The sequence below is a fragment of the Fodinibius sp. GM21 genome, assembly GCF_058386955.1.
Genome location: NZ_JBYEIQ010000003.1, coordinates 379,607 through 404,772, shown reverse-complemented (window position 1 = coordinate 404,772; position 25,166 = coordinate 379,607). Strand labels below are relative to the sequence as shown.

Annotated in this window: 21 protein-coding genes; 14 read left to right on the top strand and 7 right to left on the bottom strand. The window is 43.0% G+C overall.

The features are described 5' to 3' along the window. Positions 1–53 precede the first annotated feature (53 nt). The 4 genes from ACT3IB_RS09005 to ACT3IB_RS08990 all read left to right on the top strand — a co-directional run bounded on the left by ACT3IB_RS09005 (position 54) and on the right by ACT3IB_RS08990 (position 5,896). Entirely contained in the window at positions 54–2,507 is a 2,454-nt protein-coding gene (locus tag ACT3IB_RS09005) for an ABC transporter permease (RefSeq protein WP_491538672.1), read from the top strand. Positions 2,508–2,612: 105 nt separating this feature from the next. Next, the gene (locus tag ACT3IB_RS09000) at positions 2,613–3,236 is read left to right on the top strand and encodes a sterol desaturase family protein (RefSeq protein ID WP_491538671.1); all 624 of its coding nucleotides are present in this window, start codon (positions 2,613–2,615) and stop codon (positions 3,234–3,236) included. 75 nt (positions 3,237–3,311) lie between these two features. Further along, on the top strand, positions 3,312–4,178 hold the full coding sequence (locus tag ACT3IB_RS08995) for a DUF72 domain-containing protein (RefSeq protein ID WP_491538670.1): 867 nt from the start codon (positions 3,312–3,314) through the stop codon (positions 4,176–4,178). A 101-nt stretch (positions 4,179–4,279) separates the two neighbouring features. Next, complete coding sequence (locus ACT3IB_RS08990; RefSeq protein ID WP_491538669.1) at positions 4,280–5,896, top strand: peptide chain release factor 3; 1,617 nt, start codon at positions 4,280–4,282, stop codon at positions 5,894–5,896. A gap of 71 nt (positions 5,897–5,967) precedes the next feature. Here the strand turns inward: ACT3IB_RS08990 and ACT3IB_RS08985 are convergent, their stop codons facing one another. Continuing rightward, positions 5,968–6,741: a zinc-dependent metalloprotease family protein gene (locus ACT3IB_RS08985; RefSeq protein ID WP_491538668.1), complete on the bottom strand. Its 774-nt coding sequence runs from the start codon at positions 6,739–6,741 to the stop codon at positions 5,968–5,970. 77 nt (positions 6,742–6,818) lie between these two features. Then, a complete protein-coding gene (locus tag ACT3IB_RS08980; RefSeq protein WP_491538667.1) occupies positions 6,819–7,604 on the bottom strand; it encodes a M12 family metallo-peptidase in 786 nt (261 codons plus the stop codon). A gap of 77 nt (positions 7,605–7,681) precedes the next feature. On the opposite strand from ACT3IB_RS08980, the gene ACT3IB_RS08975 reads away from it, so the two are divergent. After that, positions 7,682–8,161 (top strand): cupin domain-containing protein, encoded by a 480-nt coding sequence (locus ACT3IB_RS08975; protein WP_491538666.1) that lies wholly within the window; start codon positions 7,682–7,684, stop codon positions 8,159–8,161. A gap of 198 nt (positions 8,162–8,359) precedes the next feature. Next, positions 8,360–9,766, top strand: coding sequence for a dihydrolipoyl dehydrogenase (lpdA, locus tag ACT3IB_RS08970; protein WP_491538665.1), 1,407 nt, complete (start codon positions 8,360–8,362; stop codon positions 9,764–9,766). Positions 9,767–9,869: 103 nt separating this feature from the next. Here lpdA and ACT3IB_RS08965 read toward each other — a convergent pair whose 3' ends face one another. Then, positions 9,870–13,130, bottom strand: coding sequence for a CheR family methyltransferase (locus ACT3IB_RS08965; RefSeq protein WP_491538664.1), 3,261 nt, complete (start codon positions 13,128–13,130; stop codon positions 9,870–9,872). 289 nt (positions 13,131–13,419) lie between these two features. On the opposite strand from ACT3IB_RS08965, the gene ACT3IB_RS08960 reads away from it, so the two are divergent. From ACT3IB_RS08960 to ACT3IB_RS08925, 8 genes are all read left to right on the top strand, one after another. After that, positions 13,420–14,055 (top strand): response regulator, encoded by a 636-nt coding sequence (locus ACT3IB_RS08960; RefSeq protein ID WP_491538663.1) that lies wholly within the window; start codon positions 13,420–13,422, stop codon positions 14,053–14,055. A gap of 518 nt (positions 14,056–14,573) precedes the next feature. Continuing rightward, complete coding sequence (locus tag ACT3IB_RS08955) at positions 14,574–15,572, top strand: sigma-54 interaction domain-containing protein (RefSeq protein WP_491538662.1); 999 nt, start codon at positions 14,574–14,576, stop codon at positions 15,570–15,572. A 69-nt stretch (positions 15,573–15,641) separates the two neighbouring features. After that, positions 15,642–16,406: a lipoyl(octanoyl) transferase LipB gene (gene lipB, locus ACT3IB_RS08950; RefSeq protein ID WP_491538661.1), complete on the top strand. Its 765-nt coding sequence runs from the start codon at positions 15,642–15,644 to the stop codon at positions 16,404–16,406. A 19-nt stretch (positions 16,407–16,425) separates the two neighbouring features. Then, positions 16,426–17,304: a lipoyl synthase gene (lipA, locus tag ACT3IB_RS08945; protein WP_491538660.1), complete on the top strand. Its 879-nt coding sequence runs from the start codon at positions 16,426–16,428 to the stop codon at positions 17,302–17,304. Positions 17,305–17,396: 92 nt separating this feature from the next. Continuing rightward, positions 17,397–18,101, top strand: coding sequence for a glycerol-3-phosphate 1-O-acyltransferase PlsY (gene plsY, locus ACT3IB_RS08940; RefSeq protein ID WP_491538659.1), 705 nt, complete (start codon positions 17,397–17,399; stop codon positions 18,099–18,101). A 5-nt stretch (positions 18,102–18,106) separates the two neighbouring features. Further along, complete coding sequence (locus ACT3IB_RS08935) at positions 18,107–19,117, top strand: NAD(P)H-dependent glycerol-3-phosphate dehydrogenase (RefSeq protein ID WP_491538658.1); 1,011 nt, start codon at positions 18,107–18,109, stop codon at positions 19,115–19,117. A gap of 94 nt (positions 19,118–19,211) precedes the next feature. Then, on the top strand, positions 19,212–19,895 hold the full coding sequence (locus ACT3IB_RS08930) for an AlbA family DNA-binding domain-containing protein (RefSeq protein WP_491538657.1): 684 nt from the start codon (positions 19,212–19,214) through the stop codon (positions 19,893–19,895). A 17-nt stretch (positions 19,896–19,912) separates the two neighbouring features. Beyond that, the gene (locus ACT3IB_RS08925) at positions 19,913–20,377 is read left to right on the top strand and encodes a HesB/IscA family protein (protein WP_491538656.1); all 465 of its coding nucleotides are present in this window, start codon (positions 19,913–19,915) and stop codon (positions 20,375–20,377) included. Positions 20,378–20,427: 50 nt separating this feature from the next. Here the strand turns inward: ACT3IB_RS08925 and ACT3IB_RS08920 are convergent, their stop codons facing one another. The 4 genes from ACT3IB_RS08920 to ACT3IB_RS08905 all read right to left on the bottom strand — a co-directional run bounded on the left by ACT3IB_RS08920 (position 20,428) and on the right by ACT3IB_RS08905 (position 25,069). Then, positions 20,428–21,567 (bottom strand): DmpA family aminopeptidase, encoded by a 1,140-nt coding sequence (locus tag ACT3IB_RS08920; protein ID WP_491538655.1) that lies wholly within the window; start codon positions 21,565–21,567, stop codon positions 20,428–20,430. A 22-nt stretch (positions 21,568–21,589) separates the two neighbouring features. Beyond that, positions 21,590–22,879 carry an NAD(P)/FAD-dependent oxidoreductase gene (locus tag ACT3IB_RS08915; RefSeq protein WP_491538654.1) on the bottom strand — a complete coding sequence of 430 codons (1,290 nt, stop codon included), beginning with the start codon at positions 22,877–22,879 and terminating at the stop codon, positions 21,590–21,592. Positions 22,880–22,899: 20 nt separating this feature from the next. Further along, complete coding sequence (hslO, locus tag ACT3IB_RS08910; RefSeq protein WP_491538653.1) at positions 22,900–23,802, bottom strand: Hsp33 family molecular chaperone HslO; 903 nt, start codon at positions 23,800–23,802, stop codon at positions 22,900–22,902. 94 nt (positions 23,803–23,896) lie between these two features. Beyond that, a complete protein-coding gene (locus tag ACT3IB_RS08905) occupies positions 23,897–25,069 on the bottom strand; it encodes a Glu/Leu/Phe/Val dehydrogenase dimerization domain-containing protein (protein ID WP_491538652.1) in 1,173 nt (390 codons plus the stop codon). Between the last annotated feature and the right edge of the window lie 97 nt (positions 25,070–25,166).

Here is a 25,166-nt window from a genome sequence, read left to right as displayed (position 1 = left end):
TCGTTGGTTGTGTTCTTGAGAGACTATTGCGTTTTAGACATTAATAAAAGGCTATGATAAAAAATTATTTAAAGGTTGCTTTCCGTAACCTGGGTAAGCGAAAAGGATTTACATTCATAAATGTATTGGGTTTGGCAATAGGGATTGCCAGTTGTCTGCTTATTGCAGCATATGTGTTTCATGAACTTAGTTACGATCAATTTCACGAAAAATCTGATCGCATATATCGTGTAACGCAAACCACACAAACCTCTTCCAAGAATGAGGCCGGGGCTACTACCCCTTTCCCTGTAGCTCCAACATTGCAGAATGATTTTTCCGCACAGATAGAAAAAACGGTTCGTTTTTTCGACATGCAGGAAGAAGTGCGAACTATTTTAAATACACAGACTGAGGAATCATTTCGTGTTGACCATTTCTATGTAGTAGATTCTACTTTTTTTGATGTTTTTTCTGTTGAGCTCATCCGCGGGAATCCGCAAAAAGCACTCAGTGATCCGATGTCAGCGGTAATTACGGAAAAGCAAGCCCGTCGATTTTTTGGAGATAAAAATCCCATAGGCAAACAGCTGACGTTTAAAGGGGTCGAAGACTTTACGGTAACCGGGGTGATGAAAGCACTGCCCAAAACCTCTCACTTCCAGGTGGATATGTTGGTGTCGTTTAACAGTTTGCCCAAGTTATACGGTTCTCGTTCATTTATGGAGGGTTGGTTTTGGAATCCCTGCTGGACATACGTACTGCTTAAAGAGGGGGTTACCCCAAAAGAAGTGGAATCACAATTTCCTGCTTTTGTAGATAAAAACTATGCCGATCGGGAAAAGGGGGAAACGATTACACTGAGTCTGCAATCGCTCACCGACATCCACCTGTATTCTAATCTGGATCAAGAGATGGAGGCTAACGGCTCCATTTTTTATGTATACCTGTTTACGGCGGTAGCTGTGCTGATCTTAGTCATTGCAACCATAAATTTCATGAACTTAAGTACTGCTCGTTCCACAGAAAGAGCTCGAGAAGTTGGGATGCGAAAGGTGCTTGGGGCACAACGAAAGCAGCTTTTTGGACAATTTATGGGAGAGTCGATGCTGATGACAGGATTAGGATTCCTGGTAGCGCTCTTTTTGGTCTATTTGTCATTGCCATGGTTTAATGAATTTTTGGGTCTTTCGTTGGGAGCCGAAGTGGTAACGAATGGGAAGATAATTGGTGGAGTTCTGATTTTATTTATTGTAGTGGCGTTACTTGCGGGCTTATATCCAGCATTATATTTATCGGGGTTTGATCCAACAACGATTATGCATGGATCCAAGGGGTCGAAAAGTGGGGCGAGAGAAAAATTGCTCCGAAAGGGATTGGTGATTTTTCAGTTCACCCTTTCTGTAGTTTTAATTATTGGCACAGTTATCGTCTATTTACAGCTGCAACACATGCAGAATAAAAAAATGGGTTTTGATCAAGAGCAGGTTGTGGTAATGCCAATTACACAAACGCTCATTGCTTGGGAATTTAATCAGTTTAAGGAAAAAGCCGTTCAGAGTCCGCATGTAGAAGGCATTACGGGGATGAGCAAGATATTGGGATCTGAAAGCCAGTTTTTTTCAAAGTATTCGCCGGCAAATCAGCCGGATGCCCCGCCTACCAATATGACGCTCCACGTAAAGCACGACTTTCTTGAAACGTATGATATAAAATTGTTGGCCGGGCGTAGCTTTTCTCGCGATTATCCTGCTGATGCAGAGAGTTCTATTTTGATCAACGAGGCGATGTTAAATCAAATTGATGCTCAAACGCCCCGCGATGCGTTGGGGACCCGATTTTATTTTACAACTGCTGAAGATGAGCGAGAGCCTCTGGAAGTAATAGGTGTCGTTGATAATTTTAATTATACCTCTATCAAAAAAGAGATATCCCCGCTGGTTATTAACCTGGTAAAGGAAGGACGCCCAACGGTTAGAAATATTGAATTTGCTACTGCAAAATTGACGGCGGGAAGCACAAAGGAAGGGTTAGAAGCACTAAGAACAACCTGGAAGGAGGTCAATCATATAGATCCCTTCACATACTTTTTTCAAGATGAAAGGCTGCAAGAAATTTATAGCTCCGAAGCAAAAATGAGTAGTGTCTCCGGCATTTTTACCCTGTTGTGTATTCTGGTGGCGTGCCTGGGACTTTTTGGACTTGCTTCTTATACGGCCTCCCGACGAACGAAAGAGATTGGAATCCGAAAAACACTGGGGGCGACCGTTCCCAATATTGTGGCACTTTTATCGAAGGATTACCTTAGGCTGATCGTGATTTCAAATATTATAGCCTGGCCGGTTATTTACTATTTGGCCGTGCAATGGTTGCAGGATTTTCCCTACCGGATAGAACTGGGATGGAACCTTGTAGCAATATTTGTGACAGTAGGAATTGCTACAATAGTGATTGGGCTAGTGACCGTAAGTTATCAATCTCTGCGAGCGGCCCTTATTGATCCTGTTGAAAGCATTCAACAAGAGTAGCTTTAGATCCTCACCGTTCAATTTCATATTAGCGTTTATATCCCAAAAAAGGTAAAATATAGCCTTGAGAGATTTTTGAACACACAAATAAAGAGAGAGGTAGCTATGAGTCAGAAAGCAATAAAAAACGAGGGACAAGGCAGAATATTTAATAATAAAGTGCTGGAGCTGATGACCAAAGCTCCGGCCTCGGTGTCGGCAACAATCTATATTAGTATTGCTGTCGGATTACTGTACATGGGCTATGCAAAAGCAATAGCACCGTCGTGGGCACTAGCAGTTGTTGTATTTTTGGGTGCCATGTTTTTCTGGACCTTTTTCGAGTATTTCTTCCACCGGTATATCAACCATCTCGATGAGTATTTTCCGGAATCAAAAGTCGCCCATAGTATTGCTCATACCATCCACGGTATTCATCACGAGTATCCACGTGATAAAGAACGGTTGATGATGCCGCCCATCCCGGGATTAATTATTGTAGGGTTGCTATACCTGGCGTTCTCACTGGTTTTGGATCAGTGGGTATACCTTTTCATGCCGGGCTTTATGACGGGTTATCTCATATACGCTTCGGTGCATATTGCGGTACACAAACGAAAGGTGCCGAGCGTTTTTAAAACGCAATATCGTCATCACGCCTTGCATCATTACAAATATCCGGATAAGGCTTTTGGCGTCTCTACTACGTTTTGGGATCGTGTTTTTGGAACCATGCCGCCGGAAAAGTAAATTCAAAAGAACGGTTTTTGATACTGTTCCGTTGAAGAAGATAGATGGTGGCAACATTACACCTAAATTTTTCGCATGGGAATTCGAAAATATCATCTTGGATGTACCGGTTGGAGTCTGAAAGATTGGGTTGGCAACTTTTTTACCGATGATGCCAGGCCGGATGATTTTCTAAGTCAATATTCCTCGGTCTTTAACGCAGTAGAGGGAAATACAACCTTTTACAATGTCCCTTCTAAAGAGACCTTGGAAAAATGGAAGAAGGCTACACCCGACGGATTTAAATTCTGTTTTAAGTTCCACCGTTCGATTACCCACGAAAAACGTCTGAATGATGTTGAGGAAGATGTTCTAGCCTTTATAGAAACTTTCGATACCATCGAAGATCGGCTGGGACCTTTTCATATACAGCTTCCCCCGAACTTCTCAATCGACGAGTTTCACCGACTGGAAAAGGTGGTAAGTATATTGCCGAGTGCGTATCACTATGCTATTGAAGTACGTCATTCGGATTTCTTTAATCATGGTCGTGAAGAACATCGATTCAATCGATTACTTAAAAGCTATAGTATCGACCGCGTAATTTTTGATACGCGAAAACTGCATGCTATGAAATCCGAGGAGTCCTCGGTGTTGGAGGCGAAGAAAAAGAAGCCGAACGTACCCGTGCGATTTGATAATACCGCTGCACGTCCCTTTGTTCGTTTTGTGGGATCTAATGATCCTGTTGGCAATGAACCCTACTTGAAGGAGTGGGCTATTGTTGTGGCCGATTGGATAAGGGAAGGGCTGCATCCTTACGTATTTATCCATACGCCTGATAAAGTGAGCCAACCTAAAAATGCCAAACGTTTCCATCAATTATTGTCTGATTTAGTCGAGATTGACCCCATGCCTATCTGGCCTATTGATCGGCAAAGTAAGCAGATGAATCTGTTTTAACCTTATAAGAGGGATATCATTACCCACAGATGAAGGTGATATATGCCGGAAATTTCCTTATCTTTACAGGCTTTTGAATATCTAACCCTGAGAACGTTTTCATGTCCAAGACTGATACCAAAACAAAACAGCAGCAAGAGATTATAGAAGAGGCCAAGCGGCGTCGTACTTTTGCCATAATTTCTCACCCTGATGCGGGTAAAACAACACTTACCGAGAAATTGCTTCTATATGGCGGAGCAATACATGAAGCCGGCTCTATCCGTCAGCGTAAGGCCAATCGCTATGCGGCGTCCGACTGGATGGCTATCGAGAAAGAGCGGGGTATTTCGGTGACCTCATCGGTGCTGAGATTCGAAAAGGAGGGCATTAAATTTAACCTGCTGGATACGCCGGGTCACAAAGATTTTTCTGAGGATACCCTGCGAACACTTGTTGCCGCCGATACGGCACTAATGGTTATTGATGTTGCCAAAGGCGTTGAAGAGCAGACCGAGAAACTCTTCGAAGTCTGTAAAATGCGCGAAATACCTATTATCACATTTGTAAACAAGTGTGACCGCCCCGGACTGGAGCCGCTGGAAGTAATTAGTAATATCGAAAACCAGTTGGGTATTGAACCTGTACCTGCCTCTTGGCCATTGGGATACGGACGGGATTTTCAGGGGATTTATGATCTGATTGGCAAGAAACTGCATCTGCAGAAAAAAGAAGAGCACGGAGCTAAGAAAGCCGAGACTGAATTGTATGATTTAGAGGAAGGAATTGAGGAGGCACGCCTTTCTGAGTTTGATAAGGAGAAGTTTCGTGAAGAGGTGATGCTTACCGAAGATATGATGGAGATGATGGACGATGAGGCTTTCGCCAATGGTAAGGCAACGCCCGTCTTTTTTGGCTCGGCGCTTAACAACTTCGGCCTCGATGTATTTTTGGATTACTTTTCGGAGTTGGCCAATCCTCCGCAGCCTTATCAGGATGAAAATGATGAAGATCGGGATCTCGATCGCGGGTTTTCAGGTTTTGTTTTTAAGATGCAGGCCAATATGAATCCCGATCACCGCGACTGTGCGGCCTTTATTCGTATTACCTCCGGGAAATTTGAACGCGGACTGCAGGTCACTGAAAGCAATACCGGGAACAAAGTGAAAATGTCTACGCCCCATACGCTAATGGGTGATGAACGAAATATTCTCGAAGAAGCCTACCCCGGGGATGTTGTATCGTTATTTAATCCCGGATCATTTCGTATTGGGACAACTATCTACAGTGACGATCCCGTTAAGTTTGACGTAATCCCGCTATTTACACCCGAACATTTTATGAAGGTTTCCACCAAGGATCCCTTTAAACGTAAACAGCTGCGCGAAGGACTTAAGCAGCTGGCCGAAGAGGGGGTTGTGCACGTATTTGAGGTGCCAAATGGTGTTGGAAATGAGCTGTTGCTAGGAACGGTAGGCGCCCTGCAGTTTGATGTTGTAAAACATCGAATGTCAACCGAGTATAATACCGAACTGCATATGAATTCAGTTTCGTATCACGCGGCGCGTTGGCTGGGTGATGATGAAACGGTCATCGATAAGCTGGAGAGCAGCTATTCAACTCATGTGACCAAGGATATGGAAGGCAATCCAATCGTATTGTTTGACAGCGGATATGCGCTAAGTCAGGCCGAGGAAAAGGTGGGTGCTGAGAACCTCTTTAAATTTAAGCAAGGTTGATTAGAGTCATGAGATGTGAGTAGTGAGATATTAGCTTCTCACTACTCAATACTCACGACAAATCTACTGAATTACTTCCCGCCATTGGCTTGCAAATCAGTAATACAAGCTTCGTCGAGTGAAGGCACTTCACCACTAAAATTTTCAAAAAAGTTTGCTGTTTCTATGGCAGGCTCCATGAGGCAGCCGTCGGTGGTGCAATGTGCACTGTTATCCGTTTTATGATCGGACTGAGTAGGAGTTCCGTTTCCAACAAGTCCCATATTGTGGCCGAATTCATGACGAAACACCGTGCTCTCCACTTTCTCTCGCGAAGGAGATACTGGTGGGTTACCGCTTGCACTTGCAATTGTTTCACCAAAAAATGCCACTGAAGTATTCCAGTAAGCAATGCCTACTACATTGGAGCTCTGGCTATATTCGCCATCAACAACCAAAAAGTACACATGCAAAGTATTGTCTCCGGCTTCGGTATAATTATCTCTATATTCTTCTTCAATAGCTCTGATATCGTTACTGCTGTAGCTGGACTGGCTTTCGGCATCAATTTCGTTTGGGGTGCTAAACGAAATATTCTGCTTGTTTAGTCGCTCCTCCAAAAAAGTTTGCAAGCTGTTCAGCCCTTCCTGTGTGGGTTCATGGCCCGGCATGTAATCAATTTCAACCTGGAGGTTGGTATATTGATCTCCTGCAAGATACGCATGGGCAGAGTCGCCGGGAGCTGCCTGACTATTGAATTCTTGCGGAGGGGTGTCGGCGGGATCAGTGCTGGAGTCAGAACAGTTCGTAACTAATAATGCCAGTGAAAAACAAAGAAATAGTGAAAGTCGCTTAAATATTTTCATATTGAGATTTTTATATAACATTCAGTTTTAGTTAGAAGTCATAATTTTACATTTCTAAATCCTTTCTCAGGACTTGATTATCGTCCTCCATTGGCCCGTAAATCAGCGATGCAATTAGCGTCAAGTGGAGTAATTTCCTGCTCTCCAACAGTATTCCCGATAAGATCGGTGGTTTGTGTAGCATAGTACATCAGGCATTGGTCATTATCACAATGATTGCCATTTTCCTGATCCTTGTGTGGTTCCTGCATCTCAGTTCCCGAATTTGGGATATCAACGAGACCAAAAAGATGACCAAATTCATGTCGGAACGAAATGGCTTCTACGCGGTAGCGGGAGATAGAGCCCGGTCCGCTGCTGGCCTCATCATAAGCCGGACCAAAAAATGCATTGGACGTATTATAGTAAGCAATGCCCATCAGATCTCGTTGACTATAATCCCCGTCTACAATCATAAGATAGGCTGCCAGGGTATCGCCCTCTGAAAAAGTAGAACGTTCTTTGGATTCTATATTTCGAACATCATTGGCACTGTACGAAGCTTGGTTCCGGGACTCAATTTGGGTTGGCTCTTTGATGGTAACTGAGTTTTTATGCAGGCGTTGTTCGAAAAATGCTTTTAAGCTGTCAAGGGCTTCTGCGTTGGGTTCGTAACCCGGCATGTAATCGACCTCCACAACCAAATGCGTAAAGTTGGAGTCAGCCAGAAAATCATTGGCCGAAGTGCCCGGATTTCGCACATGGGAATAAACCAGTTCGGTTTCCTCTTTTGCAGGACCGGTTGAATCTAAACATGATTGAAAAATTAATGCGATGAAAATTGCTATAATGAATGCGGGTAAATATGAATCGCTTCGTTTCATAAAAGACAGCCTGGCTTATTAACAATTCGTGAACTTATTTTAAATAGATCTAAAAGAAAAAAGTTTCATCGATAACTATGGACGATGCAAAACAAGTAATTAATAGATTAGATTTATTGTCACATCCGGAAGGCGGGTATTATCGGGAAACCTACAAAAGTGAACAACAGGTATCGTTGCTAAAGGGGGACCAGCGTTCTGCAGGTACAGCCATTTACTTTTTGCTCACTGAGGGTGAATTATCCAACTGGCACCGAGTTCGGTGGGACGAGCTCTGGCATTTTTACGCCGGCGATCATTTGATGCTGGAAGTGATTGGCAAAGACGGAGAACTAAAAAAGCTCAAACTCGGTAACGATCTGAAAGATGATATTGAGTTTCAGCAATTGGTGCCCCGGCATTGCTGGCAGCGGGCCTATAGCACGGGCCGGTATTCGTTGGTGGGATGCACGGTGAGCCCCGGCTTTGAGTTTGAAGATTTTGAGATGATTGAGCCTGAACAGTTAGCTGAAAAATATCCGCATATCAGGGATCAGATTCTAACCAATCCCGTATAAGAACCGAATTTTAGATAAGGTATTAATATCCCAAAGAATCATTAGGCAAAACCTTATATCTCTCGTCTATAATTCTTAAATTAGAGCGCTTTTTGAAAGTGGCCGAATGATTGATTTATCAAATTGCTGTTTGTAATGAATTAAGGTTCAAATCAATCATTCAACCATTTTTATTCAATAAATAAATCAAGTAATCCCATGGCAAAAGAATTTGATGTTTGCGTAATTGGATCCGGCCCCGGAGGATATGTGGCTGCGATTCGCGCTTCACAGTTAGGTTTTAACACAGCAATTATTGAAAAGCGTCACCTTGGCGGCGTGTGTTTGAATATCGGATGTATTCCTACCAAAGCGCTGTTGCGCTCGGCAGAAGTGTATGAAAGTATTGAGCATGCCGGCGATTATGGTGTTGATGTGGATGGGTTTTCTGCTAATTTCGACGGCATGATCGATCGCAGCCGAAATGTGGCGAACAAGATGAGCAAGGGCGTTCAGTTTTTGATGAAGGCCAACAAAATTGAAGTTTTTGAAGGCAAGGGGGTTTTTGCATCTAAAGACCAGGTAAATGTGCTGGATGACAGCGATGAGGTCACGGAAGAAATTAAGGCGGATAATTATATCATTGCTACGGGGGCCAGCCCGCGCGAACTGCCGAATCTGCCCATTGATGGTGAGATGATTATCGATTCGGAACGCGCAATGCAGCTCGATGATCAGCCGGATAAAATGGTCATCATTGGTGCAGGTGCCATCGGTGTTGAATTTGCCTATTTCTACAACACCATTGGTACTGATGTGACGATTGTTGAGCTCCAGGATTCTCTGGTGCCGGTCGAAGATAAAGACATAGGCAAAGAGCTTGGTAAGATCTATAAGAAGAAGGGCATGGACATTCGCACAGGAAGCACTGTTGAAAAAGTTGAGAAAGACGGCGACGGTGTAAAGGTTACCATTAAGTCCGGTGATGACGAAGAAGTTGTTGAAGCCGATGTCGTACTTTCTGCCGTTGGTGTAGCCGGTAATGTAGAAGGAATCGGTCTTGATGAGATTGGCGTCGAATATGAGAAAGGAGCTATTCAAGTTGATAAGGAGACTTATCAAACATCGGTAGAAAATATTTATGCTATTGGTGATGTGGCCGGCGGACCTTGGTTGGCGCACAAGGCATCTCACGAAGGTATTGTGTGTGTAGAACGTTTGGCCGGAGAAAACCCACAGCCGATTAACTACAATAACATTCCGGGTTGTACCTATTGTGAGCCGCAGATTGCTTCGGTGGGATATACTGAAGAACAGGCTAAGGAAGAAGGCTATGACATAAAAGTCGGTAAATTTCCATTTTCTGCCAGCGGTAAAGCAACAGGGCTCGGTCACGAGGAAGGTTTCGTAAAGGTCGTTTTTGATGAAAAATATGGCGAATGGCTGGGCTGCCATATGATCGGTTCTCATGTTACCGAATTAATTGCTGAAGTCGTGGTTGCCCGTGATCTGGAAACAACTGGACACGAGATTATCAGCGCCGTTCATCCACATCCAACCATGTCAGAAGCGGTGATGGAAGCAGCTGCAGAAGCTTATGGTGAAGGAGTGCATTTAGGCTCGTAAGTTTCGAAGCTGGTCTATAAGTTTACAAATCCGCAGGTTTTCTATCAGCAGGCACAATAATTTCATTATCATCTGCTTATAAGGCCTGCGGATTTTTTATTGGTTATTTACCTTCTAGAATGATTTTCGCTGGGAATGTACATGTTATCGAGGTCGAGAACTTATCCGATTCGGGTAATCTTTTGATGTCCAAAGTGCCCCCCAGCAAATCTACCCGATGTTCCATTATTTGCAATCCCATGCCTTCGCTGTTTGTTTCTTCGGGAGAAAACCCTTTACCATCGTCCTTAATCTGTAAATGGAGCTGATCATTTTCTTTTTTGATTTCCACGAGAATCCGTTTTGCATTGCCATGGATAGCAGCATTTTTTATGGCTTCCTGCGTGATGTGATACAAGTTTGTAGATAACTCTCTATTGGTAATCTGATCTAATACTTCATCCGACTCAAGAATACATTTAACATTATGAACTTCTTGGGAACGACGCATAAGCAGTTTAAATGCATGTGATGCCCCCTCTTTCTCTACGTCAATAGGTATAATATCGTGGCTTAGATTCCGAATGTTATCAATTTCGAGATCAATCAGTTCTTTGATCTCGCTAATTATCTCACTCAGAGCGGGAGATAGTGTGCCTTCATCCGTTTTGGTTAGTTCATTTTTAAGTTCATGGATCATAATTTTTATCGTTGCAAGTATTTGGCCGAGGTTGTCATGCAAATACTCCCCCAACTCCCAGCGTTCGGCCAGGCTGTTGCTTAGGATCTGCCTTTGTAGGTTTTCACTTCGTTCGACCTCTTCCTTAAGCTGCTGTTCCGCCTTTTTGAGTGTAGTAATATCCACAAAAGTAAGAACCACACCGTCAATTTTATCATTAATGGTACGGTAGGGGCGCAGCCGCATAATGTATTTGTGATCTTCGTCATCAGCTACGACCTTTTTTATCGTTTCTAGATTTTTGTTTACCTGTTTAATATCAGATTGGATGGAATCATAGTTGAGTTGGTGAGTGATGTGTTTAAAAGGACGCCCCTTGTCAGAAGAAATCAGATTGAAAAGATCAGTTGCTGCAGACGTGAAAAATTGAACACAGTTATTACCATCAATAAACAGCGTAGCAATATCTGTGGACTCCATCAGGTTTTTAAGGTTACTATTTGCCTCATTAAGCTTTTCAATCTTGTGTTCAAGCTCAGTATTTACACTCTTAAGTTCTTCGTTGACCGACTGTAACTCCTCTTTGCTAGTTTCAAGTTGTTCAGTGGTAGATCGCAACTCCTCATTCATCGACTGCAGCTCCTCGTTGGAAGCCTGAAGTTCTTCATTCGAGGTTTCATATTCTTCGATCGTGATGTAGAGTTGTTCCTTGGTGTATTCCAGTTCTTTTTCCAGGGCTTCAACAATATCAGCCTCTTCTGCTGATACATCTTTGACCTCCTCCACTGTTTTCGGATGGCTCTTGCGGCTATTGGGATCTTGCATAAAGATAACTTGCAGTAACCCATCCGGAGCATTGGGTTCCATTATTTTTCGCACAATAATTTTATAGTAACTCGAGGGATTCCCAATATTGAGCTGCACCTTTTTTGATGTCAGTGGAGCTTCACCCTGTTTAGCCTTAAATAGAAGACGGCTGAGGATTTTCCGTAATTCAGGAACAATCATATCCATAATATTCTGGCTCGGTTCTCCGCCGGGATATTTTAGAAAACGATCAATATTAGAAGTTGAGTGGAGTACCTCGTTATTCTTATTGATGATGACGCTGGCAGGTTCGTACTGTTTGAACAGCAGCTTATGGTGGAGATTTTCAATATTGATAGTTTGCACGGAGTTGGAGTACCTTTGATGCCTGTTTGATACTTTTGGGACATAATTTTTTTTAGAAAGGGGATAACGTGGTAGACGAAGCTGAGATTTGGTTACCGTATTTTGACGATAAATATTGTATTGGTTGTTTACGGAATTAAAAAGCTTGGTGGCTTCTAAGATTGAATCAGACATGCCAAGGAACAGCCATTTTTCCGGCTTTAGGGCATAATGAAAAAGATTAAAAATCTCCGACTGTAAATCGCGATTCAGGTAGATCAATAGGTTTCGACAGCTGATAAGATCAAGTTTAGAAAAGGGAGGATCTTTTAGCAGGTCGTGGGCGGCAAACAGTATCAAGCTACTTATATTCTGTTTTACCCGGTATTGTATTCCCTCTTTTGTAAAATATTTTGCAAGACGCTTGGTAGATAAATCGGAAGCAATTGATTCCGGATATTCACCTTTACGAGCAATGTCCAGTGCTTCTCGGTCAATATCGGTGGCAAAAATTTGTATGCTTGGCGGCTTTTGAAGCTTTTGGGCATATTCGTGCAGGAGGATGGCCAGTGAGTAGGCTTCTTCTCCCGTTGCACAGCCGGGCACCCAAATCCGAATGCTCTCTTTTGCATTTTTAGCTTCAAAAAGCTTGGGAACAACGGTTTTTCTGAGCTCGTCAAATGCTTTAGGATTCCTAAAGAAGTTAGTTACGCTGATAAGTAAATCTCTGAAAAGTTCTTTAATCTCAGAAGGGTTATCGGTTATATAGTTCAGGTAGTCTGACAACTTATTTACATGCGTGATACGCATTCTGCGCTCAATTCTGCGAAGAACAGAAGATCGTTTGTATTGGGAGAAGTCATGACCCATTTTAATATTTACTTTCCCAAATATTTTGCAGAGCACTTTGGCATCATTCTCCGGCAGTTCTTCAGAATTTGAAATTTTTATCTTTTTAAGGCTTTTCCGGTATTCAATGAGTTTGCCAGGCATTTCTTTGGCAACGAGAGTCATATCTACAAGTCCCGTTTGCAGGGCACTGCGAGGCATCCCGTCATAGGAGGCATCTTCTGGGTCTTGACTGATTACAATACCGCCGTATTCCTTTATATTCTTAAGACCGATGCTTCCATCACTGCCGGTACCGGATAAGATGACGCATGCGGAATGGCTGCTGAAAGCTGTACCCAACGATCGGAAAAACAGATCTATGGTCGTTAGCTTTTTTTCTTTTTTATCAGCCTCGGATAAAATAAGATCCTTATTTTTTACGGTAAGCAGCTGTCCGGGCGGTATAATATAAATGTGGTTGGCTTCCATTCGGGTCTTTCTGGAAACCTGTGTTACCGGCATGGATGTATGTTTTTGCAACAACTCGGCCATGCTGCTTTCATGGTCGGGAGACAGGTGAATAATGACGACAAAAGCCATTCCGGGATTTTCGGGCATGGCATCAAAAAATGATTCGAGGGCTTCCAATCCACCCGCTGATGCTCCCAGTCCTACAACCAGGAGATCATCATCTTGTTTTTTACTTTGGGGATGTTTAGTCATTGAATAATACGGTTCTGAATTATTACTGCTCGCGATAAAGAAGTGTATCTCTTTTGACAAGGTACCATAAATTATAATCTTCTACATTTTTTAAGGATACTTGGAATTAGGGAATTATTGACCGTTGAAAACATAAAATGACTACTATAGTGAAACTGAACGTATTTGATGTAGTACCAGCTATTAAATTTTTGAAATAAATGTATTTGTACTATTGTGGAAATCACTATCTTGAAATAGGAAGAGTTATTCAGATATAGTCTGTACTCTAAACATGGTGGTGAAAGAAATGATTAAAATAGTTATTGCGGATGATCATCCCTTTATTCGGGAGGGGATTAAAAAGGTGGTCAATGGGGAGATGGACTTGGAAATAATCGGAGAGGCGGAGGATGGTAAGGAGTTGTTAGGCATCCTGGAAGAAAAAACACCGAATATTTTAGTGTTGGATATTACAATGCCGGGCAAAAGCGGGCTTGAATTGCTAAAGCAGCTTAATAATTTGTACCCTAAGCTGCCGGTTCTCGTTTTAAGTATCCATTCTGCAGAGCGGTTTGCCATTCGTGCGTTAAAGGCCGGGGCCTATGGGTATTTGACGAAAACAAGCATTTCAGATGAATTAATAGAAGCTATTCGTAAGATTGTCACGGAAAAACGAAAGTATATCACGCCGAAAGTAGCCGAACAATTAGCCTCCCAAGTGAATGCAAGTAAAGAGGAGGCCCTTCATGAGAATCTATCGGATCGAGAGTTTGAAGTATTGTGCATGATTGCTTCGGGCAAAGATGTAAATGACATTGCTGAAGAACTATCGCTGAGTCCCCAGACTATTCATACTTACCGGACGCGAATAAAAGAGAAAATGAATATAAGCTCGAATGTAGAAATGACCCGTTATGCTATTGAAAACGATCTCATTGAATGAGTTTGTTTTTTGTAATAACCATACTTGATTTAAGGATTAAATATTTGAGGCAATTTTCCAGGAATAAGTATTAGGAAGTACTTAGCCCGGTGTTTTGCCCCTTTCATCTCCACCCTTTCAAATAGCAGAGGTACAGCCAGCCTATCTCTGCTATTAATTTTATCTGAAGTTTCCATTTAAAAGGAGAGATCCGAATACCTATTGGTTTAGTAGGAATACAATACGTGACAGGAGTAGTTTGTAAGAATAATTAGTACAAAAAAATAGCATAAAATGTTAGCTGATTTATTTACTGATATCAATAGGTTCTTAACAGAAAATGAATGGAAAGGCAAAGCAGTTGTAAGAGAGAGCCAATGTTCGGGTAATCGAACATGAAGATGTGGGGTGTAAAAGCCTCACATTTTTTTTGTCTCGTTATTTGAAAACTTGTAGTAATAAAGAATCAGGTACTGCCCAGAATATTAGACATCAGGCAGGTTTAGACTTAGTGATTTTTTAATCACAAACTGAAAAAAATGGAGCAGACAACTTTTATTAAAAAGCCCGTATTGTTGACACAAAATGATGTCATGATAGATTTGGTCAACAAAGTCAAGCATATAGCTGAAAGAGGATGTAATGTTTTATTAGTTAATGGAGAGAATGGGACAGGCAAAGAAGTTATTGCTCAGTTGTATCATTATTTTAGTTCCCGCCAAGCTAAACCTATGGTAGCTGTTAACTGTGGGGCTATTCCTGCTGATCTTGTTGAAAGTGAGCTTTTCGGTCACGAAAAAGGAGCATTTACCGGAGCCCATACCCAAAAGAAAGGATGCTTTGAACTGGCCGACGGAGGAACACTATTTTTAGATGAAATTGGTGAGATGCCTCATTCCATGCAGGTGAAATTACTGCGGGTTGTTGAACTTGGTTCGTTTCGCAGGGTGGGAGGGAGCGAAGAAATACAGGTAGATATTTCTCTGATTTCAGCAACAAATAAAGTGTTAATTGATCAGGTTAAATCAGGGAGTTTCAGAGAGGATTTGTTCTATAGAATAAATGTTATCGAATTATATATCCCACCGTTGCGACACCGCAAAGAGGATATCCCATTGTTGGTAAATTATTACAAAGAAAGCTTTATGGAATTATATCACTTAAAGAACATAGAGTTTTCTGAAGACTGTATGGAAGCTTTTATGAGGTATGACTGGCCGGGAAACGTCCGTGAGCTTAAGAATGTGGTAGAGCGATGCATGGTTTTGTGTGAGGACGAGAAGATAGGGCTGGAAATGCTACCGCCCAGACTTCACAAGGGGAATGAGATTCATCCTGCGAATTTTAGAAACTCTTCAGATGAAATAATGCAAATTCCTGTAGGTATCAGCTTGGGTGAAATAGAACAACATGTTATTGTACGTACCCTGCAATCTGTGGATAATAACAAGACCGAGGCAGCTAAAATACTTGGGTTTACGCGAAAAACGCTTCATAACAAGCTCGAAAAGTATGAAGATCAAATCCCCAGGGATTGATACTTTTTTTGTGGGTGAGAGGTTCCTTCAGTAGTTATTGCTCTTCACCTTTTGTATCTTCATAGCGTTATGAACACGGTAGAATTATTTGATTTGGGTCATGCTCCCTACCGTCCGGTATGGGATCTGCAGACCGCCATACAGCAGCGTTTGGTCGATGAAAAATTAGCCCGTCGAAAAGAACAAAAGCTCTATAAGCCGGGCGATGAAAGTAATGATGTGCTCCTTTTTGTCGAACATCCCCATGTGTATACGTTGGGCAAAAGTGGGGATGAGAATCATCTTCTGAAGGGAATGTCCGAGCTGGCCAATATTGATGCCGAATTTATTGAAATTGATCGCGGTGGCGATATTACCTATCACGGACCCGGACAAATTGTGGGCTATCCGATCCTGGATCTCGACCGCCATTTTACTGATATGCATAAATATTTGCGCTACCTCGAAGAGGTTATTATCAGAACCTGCTCCGAATATGACATTGAAGCCGGACGCATTGATGGATTAACAGGGGTTTGGGTGGGCAATCAGAAAATATGTGCTATGGGCATTCGTTGCAGCCGATGGGTTACTATGCACGGCTTTGCTTTTAACGTTAATGTTGATCTAAGCTATTTTAATCACATCGTGCCATGTGGTATAACTGATAAAGAAGTAACCAGCCTCGAAGAGTTGTTAGGACATCAAGTGGATGAATTACAGGTTAAAGAACATCTTCTTACGCATTTCCAGGAAGTGTTTGACGTATCTATAGCAAAAGTGGATTCACTGCCTGAACTGGACGATCAATTTTCGTATCTTACGAAATCTGATAAAAAAGCAGCATCGCAATAATCTTTTTGATTTTAGTTTCATGATTAAAGAACTCAATGTCGTAGACCGTAACGAAACCACACAGCGCCGCCCGGATTGGCTGCGCGTAAAGTTGCCATCCGGCGAAAAGTTTAAAGAGGTTTCAGAGACCGTACGCAATAAGTCTCTAAACACTGTTTGCTCAGAGGCCCGCTGCCCTAATATGGGGGAATGCTGGGGCAACGGAACGGCTACTTTTATGATTTTGGGTGACGTTTGTACACGGTCATGTTCATTTTGTGCGGTTAAAACAGGTCGGCCGGTGCAAGGCTTGGATTGGGATGAGCCGCGGCGCGTTACTGAAGCGGCCAAAGAAATGGATCTGAAACACGTAGTATTAACATCGGTCAATCGTGATGAGCGTGAAGATGGCGGTGCGCCCATTTTTGCCGAATGTCATAAACAGCTGCGCGAAGCGATAGATGGAGTTACGATCGAATCTCTGATTCCTGATTTCCGGGGTGTCTGGGAAGCCTTGCAAATTGTAATTGATACTCCTCCGGATGTGTTGAGCCACAACCTAGAAACCGTGCCTGATCTGTATCGTACTATACGGCCACAGGCTAAGTATGAGCGTTCGCTTGAGTTGTTGCAGCGCTGTAAAGATCAGGGGCTGCGGACCAAAACGGGCATTATGGTTGGTTTTGGCGAAAAACGTGAACAGGTTATCGAACTGATGAAAGACTGCGTAGACAATGAGGTGGATGTGTTGACCATTGGCCAGTATATGCAGCCTACAAAAATGCATCAGCCGGTGGAAGAGTGGGTGCATCCCGACCAGTTTGCAGAGTATAAAGAGATTGGAGAAGAATTGGGTATCGAGCATGTTGAAAGCGGTCCGTTGGTTCGCTCTTCTTATCACGCTGAGAAGCATGTATAAGATTTTTTAGTTTTGTTGAAAGATTAGCCTCGAGATTATCTTTTGATCTTTTATATTTCAACCGGTAGGCATTTCTCATTTAATCGAAAAATATGATTGCACTTGGAATTGTTTTATTGTTGAGTTATCTGGTGGGATCCATTCCCTCATCAATATGGGTGGGAAAAATTGTCAAGGGAGTTGATATTCGCAATCACGGCAGTGGGAATGCCGGAGCTACCAACACCTTTCGATTATTGGGATGGCAGCCGGGCGTTGCGGTATTGGCAATTGATTTCTTTAAAGGGTTTGCCAGCTCGTATTGGATTAGCCAGCTGGCTTATCATATCGGATCCGGGCCGGTAAGTATGTTCGAATTCTGGAGTTTGGATCCCTTTTTGAGTATCACCTGTGGTATCGCGGCAGTAGTGGGACACATGTTTCCACTTTATGCCAACTTTGACGGTGGAAAAGGCATGGCTACAGCTGCCGGCATGCTTTGTGGTATTGAGCCGGTATCGGTAGCAATTGCAGCTGGATTTTTCTTGATTGTACTGCTCACAAGCCGATTTGTATCACTAGCATCACTGGTAGCCGCCTTTGTTTATCCATTGGTGCTTGTGGTTCTTAGATATGGTTACGGCTGGGATATTGATGGAAGTATTCTCATTTTTGCCGGCATTATAGGTTTGGCAATTATTATCAAACACAAAGGAAATATTATTCGTCTGATAAATGGGACGGAAAATAAAATCAGTTCGTTTAAACCTGCAGTAGGTTGGCTCAACAAAGAAGAGAAACCAAAATCGGGTAGCTAATTATTGTGAAAAAAATAACTATTATTGGCGCAGGCAGTTTTGGAACGGCGCTATCTATTGTATTAGCACGTGCCGGCAATAAAGTACAGCTTTGGGCTCGGGAAAAGGAAATAGCGTACAGTATTAATAAAAGACATCGCAACCCTTCTTATATTTCTGATGTAACTTTGCCTGATTCCATAGAATGCTCAACTGATCCCGAAGAGTGTTTTGATGATCCGGAGATGGTTGTATTTGCAACACCATCACATGCCATGCGCGAAGTGGCGGGAAATATCAAGCCCCATCTCAACGGTGAGGAAATGGTGGTAAGCGTTGCCAAGGGGATTGAAAATGATACTTTCATGACCATGTCCCAAGTACTGAGCGAAGTACTTGAAGGCACTATTGTTGACGATCATATCGGGGTGTTGTCGGGACCAAGTCACGCAGAAGAGGTCAGTAAGTTTAAGCCGACAACGGTAGTTGCCAGTGCTAATTCCAAGCGCACTACGCAGATTATACAGGAAACCTTTTTGACGCCGATGTTTCGGGTATATCTCAATTACGATATTATTGGCGTTGAAATTGGTGGAGCGGTAAAAAATATCATGGCTATTGCCGCTGGCATTGTTGATGGAGCCGAGCTTGGAGATAATGCCAAAGCAGCGCTTATGACGCGTGGATTGCATGAAATGAAACGCCTGGGAATGCAGCTGGGGGCATCGCAGGATACCTTTTCCGGGTTGGCTGGTATGGGCGATTTGATAGTAACGTGTACCAGTGAACACAGCCGTAATCGTTTTGTAGGATATAATATTGGCCAGGGAAAGAGTCTGGATGAAGTTATATCAAAAATGAATATGGTAGCTGAGGGAGTAAAGACAACGCGCTCAGTTTATGATTGGAGCAATAAGCTTGGCATTGAAATGCCGATTACCGGAGCCATATATCGTGTGCTATTTGAGCAGGAGGATCCCAAGGATATGCTTTATGATCTGATGACACGGAATCCCAAAGAGGAAATTGTGATTTAAAGTACAAAAGGGTAGAATGTATAAGTGCTGAAAGTTCATTTGAACTTAATATTTTGTTCTTATCTTCGTTTGTACTAAAAAAGATTGAGTGGCTATGTATTCTCAAAATCACAGTACGGCCTCACTTTCTGAGATGGATTACCTCGATGTGAAGAATCTTGCTCAGACGGGTGAAGGAATGTACTTGGAATTTAAACGAACGATCCCATCAGCCTATAAAATTGCACGAGAAATTGCCGCTTTTGCCAACACCAAAGGGGGCACCCTGCTTATCGGTGTGGATGATGACAAGTCGCTCGTGGGCGTGATGGGATATCAGGAAGAAGAATTTTTACTTGATAAAGCTGCCAAAAAGTTGTGTGAGCCTGCTGTGGATATCAAAATTGAGATTGTCCACTTTGGTGACCGCGATCTTCTGGTAATTAAAGTGCCGGAAGTTGTTGACAAACCTGTATATGTAAAAGGTGATGATGAGCAGGTCGTATTTATGCGTGAAAAGGACCAGAATAAGGTGGCCAGTAAGGAACTTATTGAGATTATAAAAAAACGAAATTCGGATGAAGGAATAACTTTTGAATATGGCCCCGATGAGCAAAAACTGTTTCGTTACTTGAATGAATATGGTGAAATAACCGTTAAGAAATTTGCACAGATTGTGAACATTCCCCGAGAACGAGCTTCGGCAGTATTGGTGAATTTGGTTGCGGCTGAAATTTTAAATTTGACCCGCAAGGATAACACGGATTATTTTACATATTCACAGAAAAGTGAAGGTTAATCTTAAGTATTACTATAATGCCTGCAGAACCGGAAGACAATTTAGATAGTGTCATCGCTGACCTCGTTGACGATGATGAAGACGAGAGTACCGAGCAGAACGGTACCTCTCCATTGGAAGAGATGCAGGCGTCCACGGATGTTGAGTTCAGTGGCCCGGCCGTGCAGCTTACCGAGCGTGCCGCTGATCAGGTACGTCATATTCGGGAAGATGAAAACCTGGCCGATGATCTCTGTCTGCGAGTGGCCGTAGAGGGCGGTGGTTGTTCGGGATTGAGTTATAAGCTTGGCTTTGATTATGAGTCTGAGGAAGACGAAGTGATTATTAGTCAGGGAGTTAAAATCATCGTTGATCCGAAGCACATGATGTATCTAAAAGGTATTTCTGTGGACTATCCGGATGGGCTTGATGCCCGGGGGTTTACTTTTGATAATCCCAATGCCAGCGAAACTTGCGGCTGTGGATCTTCTTTTGCCACCTGATTTATTATAATGGGCAAGTTTTTTGTGTCACCCTGAATCTGGTTCAGGATCTATTGCCCATCTCTTCCATACTTTCCCATAATTTCTAACACTTTGTCTATAGGTAGTTCCTCAACGGTATGTCCATTTCTTCCGGTCATTGTTTCGGCATGAAAGAGTGAGTTGATAATCGCCTCCTCGGTAGCTTCATTAACGGCCATAAAGAGTGGAGACATTGCGCTATTACGAAGTACATTCTGCTGTTTAAAATCTTGATCTGAGCGATAGGAAATGCGGACGGATTCAGCTGTTGAGAAGGCGATTACATAGTCTCCACTACCATTAGATGTAACCCCGCCTGTTTTACCCAAGCCAAGCATTGCTCGTTTGGCCAACCGTTTTAAATTGCGTGCATCGAGCGGAGCATCAGTGGCAACGATAATCATGCAGGAGCCTTCAGGTGTTTCATTTAATTTATCACTCAAGTAGTATTTGTTGAGTTCTTTTCCCACAGGTACGCCCGCAATCTGCAGTACACCTCCAAAATTGGATTGTACTAACACTCCTACCGAGTATTCTCCCAGATCTCTTGGAAGCCGTCGGGAAGAGGTGCCAATTCCGCCTTTAAACCCAAAGGCAATGGTACCGGTGCCGGCGCCCACATTGCCCTGATCAATATTCCCAGACTTCGCATTTCTAATAGCAGTGCGCACATCTTCTTTGGACACATGTCGCCCGCGGATATCATTTAAATGGCCGTCGTTTGTTTCACCCACAACAGGATTTACGGAGTGGACGTTATCATTTTCTGAAAAGCTAAATGTGTGATCGATTAAAGCATCAGCCGCTGTTGGCACGCTCAATGTATTAGTTAAAATGACAGGTGTTTCCAGGTTGCCAAGTTCCTCGATCTGCGTAGCGCCCGCCAGCTTGCCAAATCCATTCCCAACGTAAACGGCTGCCGGCACTTTTTCTTGAAAAATGTTCCCGGCATGAGGAAGGACGGCCGTTACTCCGGTACGAATATTACTTCCTTTAATAATCGTTTGGTGTCCCACGGTGACTCCCTGCACATCAGTGATCGCATTTTGTGTACCTGGCTCTAAAACTCCAATTTCAATACCATACTCTCTGAGATTTTGATCTTGGGCATGCAGACATAATGGAAGAGAGATAAGGAGTGAAAGGAGTAGCGGGATCCGAATATTCATATCAAAAATCTGTGATAATTGTTTATTTACTGGGAGTCGGCTTTTCTTCGGGGTCTTCATCTTTGCTGAACCGATCCGTGATCAGCCGTACGCCGCGCTTGAATGTAAAGTAGTGCCACATCCACTCAACAAATACGCGAAAGCGATTACGAAAGCCAATCAAAAAGAATATGTGTACGACTGACCATAATATCCATGCAAAAAAGCCGCTAAATTTAAACCCCCTAATATCGGCAACAGCTTTGGCACGACCAATTGTTGCCATAGTGCCTTTGTCTACATAATGGAATGCCTGCCGGTCTTCGCCATTAATTTCATCCCGGATCATGGTGCCGAGAAATTCCCCTTGTTGTATCGCAACGGGAGCCAGAGCCGGAAGCGGATTGTCATTTTTATCTTTTTTATGAGCCGCATCGCCAATAACAAAAATATTCGAATGCCCGGGAATAGAAAGATCATCATTCACTATGACACGTCCGGTACGATCTTGCTCAGTTTCAAGAGATGATAGCAAAGGCGATGCTGCAACGCCGGCTGCCCAAATAATATTGGGAGTATTGATAGTTCCTTCTGAAAATGAAACTTCATGGTGGCCGATATCAGTTACCGGAGTATTTAATAGAACGCGTACGCCCATATCTTCAAGCGATTCACGGGCACGTTCGGATAGCGAATCAGGATAGCCATTTAGAATTTTGGGAGCGGCTTCGACCAGAAAAATGCGGGTTTCATTTTTGCTAAAGGTATTGTAGTCGCGCATCATGTTGCGTTTGGCAATTTCCGCGATAGCTCCGGCCATCTCAACGCCCGTTGGTCCACCGCCAATAACTACAAAGGTCAGGTAGGGTTCGCGTAGTTTGGGGTCTTCAAGCTGTTCGGCCTTTTCGAGGGATAGTAGAATGCGTTCGCGAATTTGCAGGGCATCACCCACCGATTTGAGTCCGGGAGCATGCTGCTTCCAGTCATCATTGCCGAAGTAATTGTATTGAGCTCCCGGCGCCAGCACAAGGTAATCAAAGTTGATTTGCCTGCCATTTTCTAAGAAAACGAACTTATCTTTTTTATTAACCTCGGTAACGTTACCGAGTAATACTTTTAATCCTTTGCGTTCTCCTAAAATGGCTCGAATGGGAACGGCAATGTCTCCCGGTGAAAGAGCAGCGGTAGCAACCTGGTAAAGCAACGGCTGGAAAAGGTGATGGTTATTCTTATCGATAATAGTGATATCGACATCAGCTTTTTTAAGCTTTTTTGCAAGGGAAATGCCCCCAAAACCACCTCCGACAATGACTACATGTTTGCGATCAGACATTCCGTACCTCTGCTACCTTATCAGTTCATTTTTGCCTTGGTTTCCATTAGCAATTCTTCGATTTCGTCTTTTCTGATATTATAGTGCTCATTGCAATAGTGGCATACGAGTTCTTGCCCCTCGTCACTAATTTCCTTCAGATCTTCGTATCCAAGCATAGCGAGGGCATCTTTGAAGCGTTTGCGCGTACAACGGCAGAAAAAGTCGACCGGCTGGCGATCAAGCTCTTTTACCTTGATGGGATCCATCGCTTTTTCCATGATGTCATCTATATAGAGGTCATTGCCAAGCATCTGGCTGATAGAGTCAAAATGAAGCATTTTTTCCTGTAATTGATCGATGACTCCCTCTGGAGCATCCGGCATGCGTTGAATCATTAATCCACCTGCTTCAGTGACTTCACCGTTCTTGTCAATTCCGACATCCAGCAAAATAGCCGAGGGTATCTGTTCTGATTGTACCATATAATAGGCCAGGTCATCTGTGATATTACCGTTGATGAGCTCAATGCTGCTATTCCGGGGTTCTGCTTCGTTGTACAGCGTTTTGCTCACGGTCATTACGCCTACCCCTAAACCATCACTAATATTGGTATCGCCATCATAATTAATTTCCGCTTGGGGATTTTGAACATAACCGCGTACTTCCCCCACGCGATTGGCTTCGGCAACGAGCAGTTTTACAGGGCCTTGGCCTTCTACTCGCATTTTAATTCGTTCTTCTCCTTTTAATTCTGATGCCATAAGCATGGTACCGGTAAGAGCCCGACCGAGCAAAACAGTATTTAGCAGAGATAGACCATGTTTTTTTCGAGCTGCTTTAACTACATCCGTAGTTTTAACGACCGATATTTTAAGGGTTCCGTCTTTTGCGATGCCTTTAATAAGGCGATCTTTCGTAACAAAATCTTCTTTTGAAATCATAACCGTCTAAATTTTTACCTGATTGATCAAGGTATAACAAAAAAGGCGGCCCAAAAATTTGAGCCGCCTTAATATAAGATTTTAAATATTGCTTCTACAGGTTGGCATGTTTGTAAAGATCACCAATGTGGCCTGTAAAGCTACTCTGAGAAGTATATATATTGTGGATTTTTCCTACGTTGTCCATACGCTGTTCGGCAAGGATATTTGAGGCAGTAAAGGTTGGGGTGTCGTTTTCTTCAGAATAATTCAGGATATCCAGAATGGTATCATAAATTTTTTCTGCCTGCCCGTGAGCTCGCTCCTCGTTGTATCCTTCCAGCTCGCTGGCAACGTTGATAAGTCCGCCGGCATTGATCACATAATCCGGAGCATATAAGATGCCTTTATCCAACAACATTTGCCCATGTTTATCTTCCTTATCAAGTACGTTATTTGCTGCACCGGCAATAATATCGCAATTGAACTGATCCATGGTATCATCGTTAATAATACCGCCAAGAGCACAGGGACTAAAGATGTCAACATCCAACCCATAAATATCATCGGGATCAACAACTTCAGCACCAACTTTCTGGGCAAGAGCATTTACTTTATCCTCATAAATATCACAAATAAATAATTCCGCGCCCTCTTTTTCCAGGAATTCAGCAAGGTAAGAGCTGACGTGACCGGCTCCCTGAATTGAAATCCGCTTGCCTTCCAGAGAATCAGATCCGTATGCTTTTTTGGCGCAGGCTTTCATTCCTTGATAAACGCCGTAAGCGGTTACCGGTGATGGGTCGCCGCTGCCGCCAATTGCTTTTGGTAAACCGGTTACATATTTGGTCTCCATGCGAACCCATTCCATTGCTTGAACATCAGTACCCACATCTTCAGCAGTAATATAGCGTCCGCCTAGGCTGTCAACATAGCGACCAAAAGCGCGAAATAAAGCTTCGCTTTTTTCTTTGCGGGGATCGCCAATAATTACGGCTTTCCCGCCCCCTAAGTTGAGACCCGAAATAGCTGCTTTGTAGGTCATCCCGCGAGAAAGGCGGAGGACATCCCGGATGGCTTCTTGTTCATTATTGTAGGGCCACATTCGTACACCGCCCAAAGCAGGACCCAGGGTTGTATCGTGAACTGCTACAATAGCTTTAAGTCCCATCGTAGGTTCCGAGCACACCACAATTTGTTCGTGCTCATAGTTTTGCAATTTATCGAACAGAGGGAAATCCTCGCTTAGATCAGCAGCTGTGTTTTTTTCTAATGTTGTTGATTCCATAATTATATGGTTTAAATCATTAAAACTATTGTTCTAAAAAGTCAGTTATTTTCAAAAACCCCAATAGCACAAAATTCTCGTTTGTTAAATTACCACA

What these genes read in the sequence shown, in the direction of transcription:
- ACT3IB_RS08975 (WP_491538666.1), top strand. Translation starts at nt 7,682, where the DNA reads ATGGACGATGCAAAACAAGTAATTAATAGATTAGATTTATTGTCACAT.
- ACT3IB_RS09005 (WP_491538672.1), top strand. Translation starts at nt 54, where the DNA reads ATGATAAAAAATTATTTAAAGGTTGCTTTCCGTAACCTGGGTAAGCGA.
- hslO (WP_491538653.1), bottom strand. Translation starts at nt 23,802, where the DNA reads ATGATTTCAAAAGAAGATTTTGTTACGAAAGATCGCCTTATTAAAGGC.
- ACT3IB_RS08955 (WP_491538662.1), top strand. Translation starts at nt 14,574, where the DNA reads ATGGAGCAGACAACTTTTATTAAAAAGCCCGTATTGTTGACACAAAAT.
- ACT3IB_RS08980 (WP_491538667.1), bottom strand. Translation starts at nt 7,604, where the DNA reads ATGAAACGAAGCGATTCATATTTACCCGCATTCATTATAGCAATTTTC.
- ACT3IB_RS09000 (WP_491538671.1), top strand. Translation starts at nt 2,613, where the DNA reads ATGAGTCAGAAAGCAATAAAAAACGAGGGACAAGGCAGAATATTTAAT.
- ACT3IB_RS08985 (WP_491538668.1), bottom strand. Translation starts at nt 6,741, where the DNA reads ATGAAAATATTTAAGCGACTTTCACTATTTCTTTGTTTTTCACTGGCA.
- ACT3IB_RS08930 (WP_491538657.1), top strand. Translation starts at nt 19,212, where the DNA reads ATGTATTCTCAAAATCACAGTACGGCCTCACTTTCTGAGATGGATTAC.
- lipA (WP_491538660.1), top strand. Translation starts at nt 16,426, where the DNA reads ATGATTAAAGAACTCAATGTCGTAGACCGTAACGAAACCACACAGCGC.
- ACT3IB_RS08990 (WP_491538669.1), top strand. Translation starts at nt 4,280, where the DNA reads ATGTCCAAGACTGATACCAAAACAAAACAGCAGCAAGAGATTATAGAA.
- ACT3IB_RS08915 (WP_491538654.1), bottom strand. Translation starts at nt 22,879, where the DNA reads ATGTCTGATCGCAAACATGTAGTCATTGTCGGAGGTGGTTTTGGGGGC.
- ACT3IB_RS08960 (WP_491538663.1), top strand. Translation starts at nt 13,420, where the DNA reads ATGATTAAAATAGTTATTGCGGATGATCATCCCTTTATTCGGGAGGGG.
- plsY (WP_491538659.1), top strand. Translation starts at nt 17,397, where the DNA reads ATGATTGCACTTGGAATTGTTTTATTGTTGAGTTATCTGGTGGGATCC.
- lipB (WP_491538661.1), top strand. Translation starts at nt 15,642, where the DNA reads ATGAACACGGTAGAATTATTTGATTTGGGTCATGCTCCCTACCGTCCG.
- lpdA (WP_491538665.1), top strand. Translation starts at nt 8,360, where the DNA reads ATGGCAAAAGAATTTGATGTTTGCGTAATTGGATCCGGCCCCGGAGGA.
- ACT3IB_RS08965 (WP_491538664.1), bottom strand. Translation starts at nt 13,130, where the DNA reads ATGACTAAACATCCCCAAAGTAAAAAACAAGATGATGATCTCCTGGTT.
- ACT3IB_RS08905 (WP_491538652.1), bottom strand. Translation starts at nt 25,069, where the DNA reads ATGGAATCAACAACATTAGAAAAAAACACAGCTGCTGATCTAAGCGAG.
- ACT3IB_RS08925 (WP_491538656.1), top strand. Translation starts at nt 19,913, where the DNA reads ATGCCTGCAGAACCGGAAGACAATTTAGATAGTGTCATCGCTGACCTC.
- ACT3IB_RS08920 (WP_491538655.1), bottom strand. Translation starts at nt 21,567, where the DNA reads ATGAATATTCGGATCCCGCTACTCCTTTCACTCCTTATCTCTCTTCCA.
- ACT3IB_RS08995 (WP_491538670.1), top strand. Translation starts at nt 3,312, where the DNA reads ATGGGAATTCGAAAATATCATCTTGGATGTACCGGTTGGAGTCTGAAA.